General features: G+C 74.9%; 10 protein-coding genes and 1 pseudogene. 5 read left to right on the top strand and 6 right to left on the bottom strand.

Annotated elements, in window-relative coordinates; translation table 11 throughout:
- Positions 1–73: 73 nt before the first annotated feature.
- On the bottom strand, positions 74–1,261 hold the full coding sequence (locus KLI87_RS07540; RefSeq protein WP_214616336.1) for a glycosyltransferase: 1,188 nt from the start codon (positions 1,259–1,261) through the stop codon (positions 74–76).
- 63 nt (positions 1,262–1,324) lie between these two features.
- Positions 1,325–4,102: an AAA family ATPase gene (locus KLI87_RS07535; protein WP_214616335.1), complete on the bottom strand. Its 2,778-nt coding sequence runs from the start codon at positions 4,100–4,102 to the stop codon at positions 1,325–1,327.
- Positions 4,103–4,302: 200 nt separating this feature from the next.
- Between KLI87_RS07535 and KLI87_RS07530 the strand changes: the two genes are divergently transcribed.
- A complete protein-coding gene (locus KLI87_RS07530) occupies positions 4,303–5,589 on the top strand; it encodes a sensor histidine kinase (protein WP_214616334.1) in 1,287 nt (428 codons plus the stop codon).
- Positions 5,558–6,241 (top strand): response regulator transcription factor, encoded by a 684-nt coding sequence (locus KLI87_RS07525; RefSeq protein WP_156214185.1) that lies wholly within the window; start codon positions 5,558–5,560, stop codon positions 6,239–6,241. Before KLI87_RS07530 ends, KLI87_RS07525 begins: the two co-directional genes overlap by 32 nt.
- Here KLI87_RS07525 and KLI87_RS07520 read toward each other — a convergent pair.
- On the bottom strand, positions 6,202–7,413 hold the full coding sequence (locus KLI87_RS07520) for a low temperature requirement protein A (RefSeq protein ID WP_214616333.1): 1,212 nt from the start codon (positions 7,411–7,413) through the stop codon (positions 6,202–6,204). The two genes, KLI87_RS07525 and KLI87_RS07520, sit on opposite strands and share 40 nt — an antisense overlap.
- A 190-nt stretch (positions 7,414–7,603) precedes the next feature.
- Positions 7,604–7,885 (bottom strand): annotated as a pseudogene (locus KLI87_RS39840) (SDR family NAD(P)-dependent oxidoreductase); the annotation flags it as partial.
- A 66-nt stretch (positions 7,886–7,951) separates the two neighbouring features.
- Between KLI87_RS39840 and KLI87_RS07510 the strand changes: the two are divergent.
- Both KLI87_RS07510 and KLI87_RS07505 read left to right on the top strand, forming a co-directional pair.
- The gene (locus KLI87_RS07510) at positions 7,952–8,170 is read left to right on the top strand and encodes a hypothetical protein (protein ID WP_214616332.1); all 219 of its coding nucleotides are present in this window, start codon (positions 7,952–7,954) and stop codon (positions 8,168–8,170) included.
- A gap of 146 nt (positions 8,171–8,316) precedes the next feature.
- Positions 8,317–9,909, top strand: coding sequence for a glycosyltransferase family 39 protein (locus tag KLI87_RS07505; RefSeq protein ID WP_173390591.1), 1,593 nt, complete (start codon positions 8,317–8,319; stop codon positions 9,907–9,909).
- Between the two features lie 22 nt (positions 9,910–9,931).
- On the opposite strand, the gene KLI87_RS07500 is transcribed toward KLI87_RS07505, so the two are convergent.
- Positions 9,932–10,129 (bottom strand): three-helix bundle dimerization domain-containing protein, encoded by a 198-nt coding sequence (locus KLI87_RS07500; RefSeq protein ID WP_374225430.1) that lies wholly within the window; start codon positions 10,127–10,129, stop codon positions 9,932–9,934.
- 453 nt (positions 10,130–10,582) lie between these two features.
- Between KLI87_RS07500 and KLI87_RS07495 the strand changes: the two genes are divergently transcribed.
- Entirely contained in the window at positions 10,583–11,368 is a 786-nt protein-coding gene (locus tag KLI87_RS07495) for a VOC family protein (protein ID WP_156214189.1), read from the top strand.
- Here KLI87_RS07495 and KLI87_RS07490 read toward each other — a convergent pair.
- Entirely contained in the window at positions 11,365–12,576 is a 1,212-nt protein-coding gene (locus tag KLI87_RS07490; RefSeq protein WP_214616331.1) for an amidohydrolase family protein, read from the bottom strand. The two genes, KLI87_RS07495 and KLI87_RS07490, sit on opposite strands and share 4 nt — an antisense overlap.
- Positions 12,577–12,615 lie beyond the last annotated feature (39 nt).

The following is a 12,615-nucleotide window of genomic DNA, read 5'->3' as shown; positions in this document are numbered from 1 at the left end:
TACCGGGCATTCGGCCCGGACCGACCGGGGTCTGCGCCCCCGCGCACCGGGCAGTCCCGGGCCCCGCGCCAGGTCACGGCGCCGCCGCGCAGAGGGCGAGGACCTCGTTGGTCAGCGCGGCGGCGGCGCCGGGCCGGCCGAGGCGGCGCGCCATCGCCGACATCTCCGAGCGGCGCAGCGGGTCGGTCAGCAGCAGCGCCAGCTCCCGCACGAGCCGGGCGGGCGTCGCCTCGTCCCCGGCCAGCACGCGGGCGGCGCCGTGCGCGGCGAGGTGCTCGGCGTGGCGGCGCCGCTCGTCCCCGGGGGCGCGGGCGGGCAGGACGAGCACCGACGGCTTCCCGAGCGCGGTCAGCTCGCCGACCGTCCGGCAGCCGCCGCGCGACACCGCGACGTCGGCGAGCGCGAGCAGGTCGGCCAGCTCCTCGCCGACGAACCCGCGCGCGAGGTAGCGGGGGCGCAGCTCGGGCGGCAGCGCCTCGGCCGCCGCCAGCACCGGCCCGAGCAGCTCGGCGCCCGCCTGGTGGAACACGTTGGCGTAGCGCAGCAGCTCGGGCAGGATCGCGGTGACCAGCTCGTTGAGCCGGCGCGCCCCGATCGCGCCGCCGGTGACGTAGACGGTCGGGAGCGAGGGCGCCCAGCCGTCCCAGCGGAGCCGCGCCGGCGCGGAGCCCGCGTCGCCGCCGGCGAGGCCGGGGCGCAGCGGGTTGCCGGTCACCACCGCCCGCCCCCGCAGCCGCTCGGGCAGCAGGTCCATGGTCGGCTCGGTGCCGAGCGCGACGCGCGACGCCCCGCGCATCGTGATCCGGTTGGCGAGCCCCACCCGCACCCCCTGCTCGTGGACGAGCAGCGGCCGGTGGCAGAACCGCGCCGCCAGCCCGACCGGCACCGAGGCGTACCCGCCGGTGCACAGCACGGCGTCGGGCCGGATCCCCCGGACGACGTTGACCGCCTCGGTCACCGCCATGGGCGCCCGGCCGACGGCGGCCGACACCCGGCAGAGCCGGTTGCGGGCGCGCCGCGTCCCGCCGGTGGGGATCGCGGTGAACGGCACGCCCTCCTCCGCCGCGACCTTGGCCTCGACGTCGCGCTCGGCGCCCACCCAGAACGGCTGGAGCTCCAGGCCGTGGTGGCGGAACGCGGTCCGCGCCGCACGGACGACCGCGACGGCCGGGAAGGTGTGGTCGCCGCCGCCCCCGCTGACGATGAGCCGGACCGGGCTGCGCCGGTCGATCAGGGCTTGGGGGACGACGACATGCGTCATGACCACTCCACGGGGCGGGGCGTTCGGGCGGACAGGGCGGGGTTCAGGCGGACTCAGGCGGACTCAGGCGGACAGGGCGGCGGCGAGCTGGCGCCGCCCGCTGATGCCGAGCTTGCGGTAGGCGCTGGTGAGGTACTGCTCCACGGTGCGCTGGGTCAGCACCATCTCCTCGGCGATCTGGCGGTTGGTGGCGCCGGCGGCGGCGCGGTCGGCGGCGGCGCGCTCCTGCGCGGTGAGCGCGGTGACGCCGCTGAGCCGCCCGAGGTCGGGCTTGCCGCCCGCGCGGCGCAGGTGGCGGGCCGCGCGCAGCGACAGCGGCCGGGCGTTGATCTCGTGCGCCAGCGCGAACCCGTCCTGGAGGCGCTCGTGGGCCTGCTCGGCGTCGCCCCCGCGCAGCAGCACGGCGCCGAGGTCGATGAGCGCCGCCGCGCGGAGGAGTCCGGCGTCCAGCCCGTCGAGGACGGCGACGGCCTCGCGCGCCGCGTCCGGGTCGGCGGCGACCACGCCGAACGCGGCGAGCGCGGCGCTCAGCGGACGCGGCGCGCCCCACCGGCGGGCCAGCGCGACCTCCTCGGCGGCCAGGGACTCCGCCGCCCGCGTGTCGCCGAGCGCGGCGCCGCACCGCGCGGCCCGCGACCGCCACGCCGACAGCGCGGGGTTGTCGATGCCGAGCGGGCGCAGCGTCTCGCCCGTCTCCAGGAAGCCCTCCAGCGCGTCCTCGTTCTGGTCGCGGGCCATGGCCAGCGACGCCTTCGCGAAGGCGAACACGGCGGCGGCCCAGGCGGGCTGCGCCTGCGGCGGCGGGGCGTGGTCGCGCAGCACCCGGTCGGCGGCGTCCAGGTCGCCGAGGTCGGTCAGGACGCGCGCCAGCCGCGCCGCCGCGGCCGCGCCGACGTCGAGCGGGGCGTCCAGCGCCACCACGAGCCGCGCCTCGGCCTCGCGGAGCGCGCCGCGGCCGTGCAGGAGGCATCCGCGCACGTAGGCGGTGAGCTGCGGGCCGCCGGGCGCGGTCTGGCAGCGGGTGGAGTGGCCGCCCATGTCGTCGGGGTCGCAGGGGATGCCGTCCTGGTCGGCGGCGAGGAGGACGGCGTGCGCCAGTATCGCGAGCCGCGCCTCCCACGTCCGGCGCGGGTCAGCGACCCGCACCGCGGCCAGGGCGCGCCGCACGCTCTCGGCCCGCGCCCGCCCGTGCCGGGTGTCGGTCCAGGCGGCGGCCACGCCGGTCAGCGCGCCCAGCCGGGCGTCCCCGGCGGCGAGGTCCGCCAGGGCGGGCAGGCGCCGCTCGACGAACTCGTCGGCGTCGGCGGAGGCCGCGTACGCGGCGAACGCGCCCAGCTCCACCTCGACCACCACCTCGCCGCGCTCGGGCGGCACCAGCGCCCGCACCTCCTCGACGACCTTCAGCGCGGTGCCGAGCGGGCGCCCGGCGTCCGCGTGCAGGCGGGCCAGCTCGGCGCCGATCCGGGCGCGCAGGGACGGGTCGTCCGCCAGCGCGAGCGCCTGGATGAGCGTCCGCTCCCCGCCGGGGACGTCCGCGCCGATCTCCGCCGCGCCGATGTCGGCCAGCAGCTCCGCGCGGACGGGTCCGGTCACCGGCTCGGCGAGCGCGCGGCGCAGGTAGCCGAGCGCGCGGTGCGGCAGGCCGCCCTCCAGCGCGTCCGCGGCGGCGGCGCGGAGCGTGTCGAGCGCCCACGGCTCGCCGAGCATCTCGACGGCCATCAGGTGGTCGGCCGCCCGGCCCGGATCGGGGTGGTGGTCGCGGACCATGCGGGCCGCGCGCAGCCGCTGCGAGGTCCGCAGGCCGGTGGAGATCTGCGCGTCCACGGCCGCCCGCACCAGCGGATGGACGTAGCGCAGCGGCGTGCTGTCGGACAGGATCCCGAGCTCGATCAGCCGGTCGAGCGCGGCGGCGGCCTCCTCCAGCTCCAGGCCCGCGAGCTTGGCGACCAGCACCGGCTCGCCGTCGTCGCCGAGCACGACCACCGCCTGCGCGACGGCCAGCGCCTCGGGCCCGCCCCGCATGATCCAGGGCAGCATGCGGCGGCCCGCCATCACGCCCACGCTCTCGATCGAGGCGGCCGAGGCCCGCACCGGCGGGACCGACCGCACCGCGAGCGCGGGCAGCAGCGAGGCCAGCAGCGCCGCGTTGCCCCGCGTGGCCCGGTGGCAGCGCTCCAGGAACGCCTCGTCGGGGCGGGCGCCCAGCACGTCGATGATCCACTGCCTGACCTGCGGGGGCGTCAGCGGCCGCAGCGTCTGCCGCTCGCTCGCCGCGACCAGCTCGTCCACCAGCAGCCGCCGCTCGCCGCCCTCGCCGGCCGTGCGGGCGAGGACGATCGCGAGCGCCCCGGCGCTGCGGTGCGCGAGGTGGGCGAGCCAGCGCAGCGTCAGCGCGTCGCACCACTGCACGTCGTCCAGCGTGATCAGGGACGGGCCGCCCCCCACGAACTCGCACAGGTGGTCCGACACGCGTTCGAAGACCTCGAACGGCGAGGCGTCCCCGCCGCGCGCGGCGAGCGAGGCGGCGGACCGCCCGTCCGGCAGCGCCGGCAGGCCGGCGAGCACCTGCCGCAGCACGCCGAAGTCGTTGGCGGTCTCCAGGATCGTGGCGCGCGCGTTCAGCACCCTCCAGCCGCGCCGCCGGGCGTCGTCGCGGACGGCGGCCAGCAGCGCGCTCCGGCCGAGGCCGGCCGCGCCTTCGAGCGACAGCATCCGCGGTCTGCCCACGGCGACGGCGTCCAGCGCCGAGGTGAGGACGGCCGTCTCGGACTCCCGCCCGTACAGCCGCCTGATCGGGCGGACGCCGGGCCCGCCGTCGATGTCCGGTTCACATGTCTGCATGATCACCTGCCCTGCGAGCGAGTGCCGGTGGCCTCTCCCCGTTCATGACAATGAACGTTATGAGCGTGGAAGGCGGGATTCGTCGCCCGCGGAGAGGATGTTGGGAGGCTCCGTTCAGGGTCCGAAAAGACGAGGAGTCCGCCTCCCTCCCACAAAAGGACTAGGGCGCTCGAAAGGACCGGGACGCTACCGTCGGAGCCATGGGCCTCTTCGACGCGATCGTGCGGCGCCGCCTCCCGCCCCTGGCCGTCGACGTCGCGCTCGCCATGATCATCCTCGCGGGCAGCCTCGTCACCCTCGGCGGGAAGGCGCCCGGCGAGGAGGAGTTACGGCCGATGGACACGTGGGGGGTGCTGCTCCTGCTGATCGCCGGCGTGCCGATGGCCTTCCACCGCCTCCGCCCGGTGCCGGTGCTCACCGCCATGTGCGTCGCCACCCTGATCCTCCAGGGGGGCGACTACATCTACCCGATGATGGGCCGGTGGGGCGGCCCCGCCGTCGGCGCCCCCTACATGGGGCTCACGATCGCGGTGTTCCTGACCGTGCTGCGGGCGCCCCGCGCCACCTGGTTCCTCCTCGTCCTGGTCACGGCGGTGGTCGTCACCGAGGCGCTGCTCAACCGCGCGTACTGGGTCGGGACCTCGGCCGTGCTGTCGTTGCTGCTCTTCGGCGCCTGGACGGTCGGGACGCTGTTCGTCGCGCGCCGCCTCGTCGGGCAGGAGGCGGTGCGGCGCGCCGCGGCCGTCGCCCGCGAGCAGACGGCGGTCGCCCGCGAGGCCGTCGCGCACGAGCGGACGCGCATCGCCCGCGAGCTGCACGACATCGTCGCCCACAACGTCAGCCTGATGGTGGTGCAGACGATCGCCGCCGACCGGATGCAGGAGCGCGACCACGCCAAGACGCACGAGCTGCACCGCACGATCGAGGAGACGGGCCGGGCGACGGTCGCCGAGCTGCGGCGGCTGCTCGACGTCCTGCGGACCGACGACGACGGCGACCCCGGGTCCGGCCAGTGCCCGCAGCCGCCGCAGCCCACCATCGCGGCCCTCCCCGACCTGGTCGAGTCGATGCGCGCCGCGGGCCTGCGGGTCGAGTACCGGGCGAGCGGGACCCCCGTCCCGCTGCCCGCCGGGACCGAGCTGGCCGCCTACCGCGTCGTCCAGGAGGCGTTCACCAACACGCTCAAGCACGCGGGGCCCACCGAGAGCAGGCTGACCGTCTCCTGGCTGGAGGCTCCGCGCCGCCTGAACCTGCGAATCTGCGACGAGGGGGAGCGCCGCGAACGGGAATTGATCGCGGACGAGGGGTCCCGGACAACAGGCCACGGACTCGTCGGGATGGCCGAGCGGATCGCCGCCGTCGGCGGGATACTGGAGACCGGTCCACGCCCCGGAGGCGGGTTCTGCGTGCACGCCACCATCCCCCTGCCCGCGGCCGCCCACGAAGGAACCCTCGATGCCGCCGATCCGTGTTCTGCTGGTCGATGACCAGCCGATGATCCGCACCGGTTTCCGGCTCATCCTGGAGACCGAGCCGGACATCGAGGTGGTCGGCGAGTCCGCGGACGGCATGGCCGCCGTGCGCGACACCGCCGAACTGCGGCCCGACATCGTCCTCATGGACATCCGCATGCCGAGGCTGGACGGGGTGGAGGCCACCCGGCTCATCGCGCGCTCCGGCCCCGAGAGCAAGGTCATCATCCTGACCACCTTCGACCTCGACGCCCACGTGCTGGACGCGCTGCGCGCCGGGGCCAGCGGCTTCCTGGTGAAGGACGGCCCGGCCGACTCCCTCGTCGCGGCGATCAGGACCGTCGCGACCGGCGAGGCCATCCTCGCCCCGCGCGTGACCCGCAGGCTGCTGGACCGCTTCGCCCGCATCCCCGAGCAGGAGCAGCGGGTGCAGGAGGCGGCGGCGCCTCCGGCCCTGGACGCGCTCACCGCCCGCGAGCTGGACGTGCTGCGCGCGATGGCGAGCGGCCTGTCCAACGCCGAGATCGCCGAGCACCTCACGGTCAGCGAGGCGACGATCAAGACGCACATCGCGAACATCTTCGAGAAGTTCCAGCTCCGCAGCCGCGTCCAGGCGGTGATCCTCGCCTACGACACCGGGCTCGTCGCCCCGCGCGCGGCCCCCTGACCGCCCGTCCGGCGGCGCAGCACGGCGATGTTGGCGGCGAGCGTCAGCGCGACCGCGAGGCCCATGCCGAGCACGGCGCCGCCGAGCCCGAGCACCGGCGGGCTGAAGCCGAGGGCGAGCACGGCCAGCGCGCCGCCCGCGACCAGCGGGCCGTGCCCGACGGCGCCGGTGCCGGTCAGCCGGTGCAGCAGGCCGAGGACGGCCAGCACCACCACGACCGGGACGGCGACCGCCAGGCCCGCCCCCCGCTCGGTGAGGTGCGCGTGGTGCTCGGTGGTCTCCAGCGCCGCCTCCAGCCCGGCGCCGAGCGCGGCCAGCGACGCGAACACGAAATAGTGCCCGTAACCCCAGGTCAGCGCCGTCCGCAGCGTGGTGAGCCCGGCGTCGGCGCCGGTGAAGTAGATCCACCAGAGCGCGAACACCAGCAGCAGCCCGCCGATCGCGATCAGCAGCACGGGCGCCGACAGCCCCCGGTCGGTCACCGCCGCGCGCACGGCCGACTGCGTGCCGAGGATGACCTCGCCCAGCACGATGATCGTGAACAGCCCGTAGCGTTCGGCGATGTGGCCGGGATGCCAGTTGGTGGGGTTGCCCCGGGCCTCCGCCCACGCCGGGACGGCCAGCTCGGCGGCCACCAGCGCGACGAAGGTGACCGGCTCCCACACGCCCGCGGCCCAGAGCCGGGCGATCCACCCGGCCTGGACCACGGCGACGCCCGCCGCGTACCGGAACGCGCCCGGACGTCCGGCGGGATGCTCGGCGGCCGCGCGCAGCCACTGCGCGATCAGCGCGACCCGCATGATGACGTATCCGGCCACGACGAGCGCGAAGTCGCCGTCGAACGCGTCCTCCACCCCGGACGCGAGCACCAGCACCCCGCCCATCTGGACGAGCGTCAGCAGCCGGTAGAGCACATCGTCGGTGTCGTAGGCGGACGCGAACCACGTGAAGTTCATCCACGCCCACCAGATCGCGAAGAACACCGCCGCGTACCCCGCCAGCCCCGGACCGAGGTCGTCCTCGGCCAGGGCGTGGTGGAGCTGGGACGCCGCCTGCGAGACGGCGACCACGAACGTCAGGTCGAACAGCAGCTCCAGCGGCGTCGAGACCCGGTGCTCCTCGCCCGGGTCGCGCCCGCCCATCACCCGCCGCAGCGGCCCGCCGATGCTCATCCCGCTCCCCTGGACGCCCGCCGTGATCCCTGCCCACGGACGGTACAGGGTCGGGGAGAGGCCGAGGTCGGCTCGGCTGGCGCGTCGGCATGATCGTGATCTGCTGGAGGTTGGCGCGCGGCGGGAGCGCGGCGATGAACCCGACGGTCTCGGCGACGTCGCGCGGCGTGAGCCACTCGATGTCCTCCTTGGAGCCCTCCAGCCACGCGCGGGCGCCCTCGTCGGTGACGTGGCCCTGCGACTCGGTCCCGACGATGCCGGGCTCCAGCGCCGACACCCGCACGTCCTGCGCGCCCAGCTCGACCCGCGGATGCCGCGAGAGGTGCGAGACGTAGACCTTCGTCGCGGAGTACACGGCGAAGTTCGGGAAGATGTCGCTCGCCGCGATCGACGAGGTGTTGATCAGGTCGGCGGTGCCGTACGCGGCGGCGGCCTCGACGAGCTGCGGGGTGAACGCGCCGATCACGTTCATCAGCCCGGTGAGCACCTCCTCGACCTGCTGGCGCGCCCGACGCCCCCCCGGCGGCTCGCCGACCTCGTGGGCGAGCTGATGCTGCGGTGCCCCGAGTTCTCCGACTGGTGGGGCGACCACCGCGTGCTCCGGCGCACGCACGGCGGCAAGGGCTACCGTCATCCCCTCATCGGCGAGCTGCATTTCTCCTACGAGTCGCTCCAGCCTCCCGGCGGCCCCGACCAGACGCTGTGCGTCTACAACGTCGGCCGGGCTCCCCGACCGCCGAGGCGCTGGCGCTGCTGAGCAGTTGGACCGCTCCGGACGACCGTCCGGTAAGTGGTGAGATCGGGTGATATTCCGAGGCGATCAGGGCGCTGGCCTGGGGGAATTCATCCGCTGATCACCACCCGGACACCGAGATGTCGGGCGGGTGCGGGGAGATAGCCCACGTGCCCGTGGGCTTGACCGACACCGCGTCCCGGCGCGCCGACCCGCCGGACTCGCCGGCCCGCCGCTGGACGGACTCACCCTGGCTCGTGCCGGGGCTCCTCGGGCTGGCCTGGCTCGCGGTCCTGATCCTCAACCTGCGCACGCCCGTGCCGTCCGACCAGCTCAACTACATGCTGGCGGCGGACCGCTTCCCGCACCGGGTCGAGGCCACCACCGAGATGCACCAGGTGACGCGGTTCGGGCTGATCGTCCCGGTGCGGCTGGCGATCATGGTGTTCGGGTACTCGCAGGCCGCGTACGCGACGGTGCCGATCCTCGCGACGCTGACGCTGCTGCTCGGCACCTACGCGCTCGGCACGCTGCTGTTCGCGCGCCCGGCCGGGGTCGCGGCCGCCCTGATCGTCGTCGCGGCCACGCCGGTCGCCATCGACTCCACCGACCTGCTGCCGGACGTGTTCGCGGCCGGGCTGTTCGTGTGCGCGCTGGCGCTCGCGGTGTGGCTGCGGCGGCGCCCGGACGCGCCGGGCCCGGGGGCGCTGCTGGCCGTGGGGGCGCTGCTCGGCTGGTCCTACCTGGCCCGCGAGTTCGTCGTGTTCATGTGGCCGGTCGTCGTGGCCGTGCTGTTCCGCCGGACGCGCTGGACCGGCCTGCTGTGGGTCGCGGCCCCCGTCGCCCTCATCGGGCTCGCCGAACTGGCGCTGTGCTGGCGGCTCTACGGCGACCCGTTCGCGCGGGCGCAGGCGATCCTCGGGCACGGGCAGCGGCCGTCCACGCCGAGCGTCGCCGCGTCCTACCGCGACAAGTCCCGGATGACGTACGTGCTGCGGCTGCCCCACACGCTGCGCGCCTACCCGGAGGGGCGCGTCCTGAAGATCCTGATCGGCCTGACCCTGCTGGGCGGGCTGCTGCGGATGCGGCGGATCCTCGTGCTCGTGGCGGCCTGCGCGTCGCTGTGGCTGCCGCTCACGCTGCTCGGCGGCGTCCTCGACCCGAGCGCGCCCAAGCTGCGGCTGCAACTGATCCGGTACTGGTTCCCCGTCTTCCCGGCGTTCGTCCTCGGCGGCGTCGGCCTGGTCTGGATCGCGGCGGCCGCCCTGGCCGGACGGATCCCCCGGCGCGGACGGGCGCGGGTGGCGGCGGCGGCCGCGCTGCCCGCCGCCGCGGTCCTCGCCGTCGCCGCGGTCAGCGTCGGCCCCGCCACGCACTCGTGGTGGGCGGGGCCCGCGACCAGGGCGGGCGGCGGGACGCAACTGGAGTCCCTGCGGTCCTGGATGCGCGACAACGACCAGGGGCCCGACACGCGGGTGTGGACCGACAAGCACACGAGGCGGGTGCTCAAGGTCTACCAGGACGGCGCCTTCGGCGGGCAGGCGTGGCCGGGACGGATCCGGACCGTGCCGCCGGACGGCGAGCGGCCCCGCCCGGGGGACCTGCTCGTGGTGTTCGACGCCGAGACCGGGCGGGTGTGCGCGCTCTGCCGGGTGTCGGCCCAGACCATGCTGCGCAATCCGGTCTGGGCCGGGCCCGGTTGGCGGCAGGTCTACGGGACCGACGACCGCGTGGTCCGCGTCTACCGGCTCGCCCCCGGCTAGGGGCGGATCAGAGCGTGTCGGATCAGAGCGTGTCGGCCGAGCCGAGCGAGTCGGCGGCGCCGAGCCGCTCGCGGGCCATGCGCTCGACGAGGATCGGGACGAAGTCGCGGATGGGTCTGTCGTCGAAGCGGTGGAGGACGGCGCTCACCGTCTCGGTGACCTGACCGTCGCTGTAGGTGTCGCCGAACGACCGCCGCAGGCGGTCGGTCACCTCCTTCAAGGCCAGTGCCTCACGTACCGCCGGATCGCCCTGCGTGGACAACGCCTGCCCCCTTGGGTTAGCGATTCATATCCCTGCCCTTTACGGTGACGTAATTATGACCCACGAACAAGGGTCGTACACGGAACCTGAAAGGTTTTGTTCCAAGGGTATGCCGATGGTATTGAGCGGGCGCTCAGCACGGAGACGATCAGCAGGACCACGCCAATTCGGCCTGCGTTCGGCGCCGGTCACACACTGTCACAGGCGAGCGTTCACACCCGTCACTCAGGACGACTCCGTGCACGGGACCCACCAATGGCGCAACGCGTGCAAGTCGGGCGGCGACAATACGAGGTATTGGCATGGACTTGAAGAGTCCCCTCACGCCCGCCGCCATTGCGATTGCGGACCCGCCCGTAGCGTGGGGCGCATGTGTACTGCGGTGTCCACGCCCGATCTCCAGGGGCGCCGATGGCCGAGGTGACCCGGTACGCCACCGGGGCGCCCTGCTGGGTCGACCTGGCCAGCCCCGACGTCCAGGCGTCCAAGGAGTTCTACCGCGGGCTGTTCGGATGGTCCTCCTACACGCTGGCCGTCGAGGCGTTCGGCGACTACGAGGTGTTCACGCTCGGCGGCGTCCAGGGGCCCGAGGTGGCGGCCATGCAGACGCTCCTCGACAGCACCGAGGAGCCGAGTTGGACGTGCTACTTCTCCTCCCGCGACGCCGAGGCGGCCGTGCGCGCCGTGGCCGCCGCGGGCGGGCAGGAGCAGGCCGAGCCCTACCAGGTCGCCCACCTCGGCCGCATCGCCCAGTTCGCCGACACGCGCGGCGCCGACTTCGGCGTCTGGGAGCCGTATGAGTTCCACGGCGCGGCCCTGTGGGACGAGCCGTCCGCGCTCTCGTGGGTGGAGCTGGTCACGCCCGACATCGTGGAGGCCGAGCGCTTCTACGGCGAGGTCTTCGGCTGGACGACCGTCGAGCGCCCCTACTACCGCTCCGGCTACTACGTCTGCCACGTCGACGAGCGGCCGGTCGCGGGCATGATCCCGATGGACGAGTTCTGGCCCGCCGACCACCCCACGCACTGGATGCCCTACTTCACCGTCGCCGACTGCGACGCCGCCGCCGAGCGCGCGGTCGAGCTGGGGGCGCGGCTGCGCGTCCCGCCGAGCGACGTCCCGACCGCGCGGTTCGCGGTGATGAACGACCCGGTCGGGGCGCGGCTCGCGATCGTGACCCCGGGGCGGGTGTTCTAGCGGACCTTCCCGCCCTGGACGACGTGCCGGACGTTGGCGGGGTCGGCGAGGACGGTGATGTCGGCCAGCGGGTCGCCGTCCAGCACGACCAGGTCGGCGAGCGCGCCGTCCCGCAGCGTGCCGATCTCGCCGGTCCTGCGCAGCAGCTCGGCGGCGGTGGAGGTCGCCGACCGGATGATCTCGATCGGCTCCTGGACCTTCGCGCGGATCCGGAACTCCTCGTTCTGGTAGCGGTGCGCGGGGCCGAGCAGGTCGGTGCCGAACGCGATCGCCACGCCGCCGCGCCGGGCCCGGTCGAGCGCCTCCATCCCGGCCTCCAGCACGCCCGCGGCCTTGCGGCGGCTGACCTCGGGCAGCCCGTAGGCGGCGCCCTCCCGCTCCATCGCCCAGTAGGTCGCGAGCGTCGGCACGAGGAACGCGCCGCGTTCGAGGAACAGCTCGACGCTGCGGTCGTCGATGTAGTTGCCGTGCTCGATGCTGCGGGCGCCGGCCTCCAGCGCCCGGTTCACCGCCCGCGCGGTGTAGGCGTGCGCGGCGACGTACCGGTTCGCCGCCTCCGCCTCCTCCACGATCGCGCGCAGCTCCTCCATCGAGTACTGGGTGGAGTCGATGCGGTCGGTGGGGGAGGCGATCCCCCCGGCGGCGTTCACCTTGATGTGGTCGGCGCCCTTGCGCAGCTCGTCGCGGGCGGCGACGCGCACGCCGTCCACCCCGTCGGCGACCCGGTCCGAGCCGAGGCAGCACTTCAGCTCGGCGGGGGTGTCATCGCCCCGCACGCGCATGTCGCCGTGCCCGCCGGTCTGGCTGAGCGCGTGCCCGCAGAACGCCAGCCGCGGCCCCCGGATCAGCCCCTCGGCCTGCGCGTCGGCGAGGCCGAAGTCGGCGCCCGAGACGTCCCGGACGGTGGTGAACCCGCGCTCCAGCATTCCCGCCATGATCCGCGCGGCGTGCGCGGCGGTGTAGGACGGCGGCCAGACCGCCAGCTCGGCCATGTCCGCCGTCGCGGCGGCGACATGGACGTGCGCGTCGATCAGGCCGGGCAGCACCACCGCGCCGCCGGCCTCCAGCGTCTCGGCCTCGGCCGGGGCCCGCAGGCCCGGTCCGCTCTCTACGATCCGGCCGTCCACCGACAGCAGGTCGCCTTCCCGGTACTCCCCCGACTCCACGTCGAGCAGGAGAGCGTTCCGCACCACCAGACTCGCCACCATGCACCTCCGCCTCGACCGTACCGACCTTCACGATCACTG

It is taken from the genome of Actinomadura sp. NEAU-AAG7 (assembly GCF_018603865.1).
Lineage (GTDB): Bacteria > Actinomycetota > Actinomycetes > Streptosporangiales > Streptosporangiaceae > Spirillospora > Spirillospora litoris.
Note: the sequence above shows the minus strand (reverse complement) of the source record. Positions and strands in the feature narration are given on the sequence as shown.

Bases quoted from the DNA above. Each gene is read 5' to 3' on its own strand.
- KLI87_RS07540 (WP_214616336.1), bottom strand. From the start codon at position 1,261: ATGACGCATGTCGTCGTCCCCCAAGCCCTGATCGACCGGCGCAGCCCG.
- KLI87_RS07535 (WP_214616335.1), bottom strand. From the start codon at position 4,102: ATGCAGACATGTGAACCGGACATCGACGGCGGGCCCGGCGTCCGCCCG.
- KLI87_RS07530 (WP_214616334.1), top strand. From the start codon at position 4,303: ATGGGCCTCTTCGACGCGATCGTGCGGCGCCGCCTCCCGCCCCTGGCC.
- KLI87_RS07525 (WP_156214185.1), top strand. From the start codon at position 5,558: ATGCCGCCGATCCGTGTTCTGCTGGTCGATGACCAGCCGATGATCCGC.
- KLI87_RS07520 (WP_214616333.1), bottom strand. From the start codon at position 7,413: ATGAGCATCGGCGGGCCGCTGCGGCGGGTGATGGGCGGGCGCGACCCG.
- KLI87_RS07495 (WP_156214189.1), top strand. From the start codon at position 10,583: ATGGCCGAGGTGACCCGGTACGCCACCGGGGCGCCCTGCTGGGTCGAC.
- KLI87_RS07490 (WP_214616331.1), bottom strand. From the start codon at position 12,576: ATGGTGGCGAGTCTGGTGGTGCGGAACGCTCTCCTGCTCGACGTGGAG.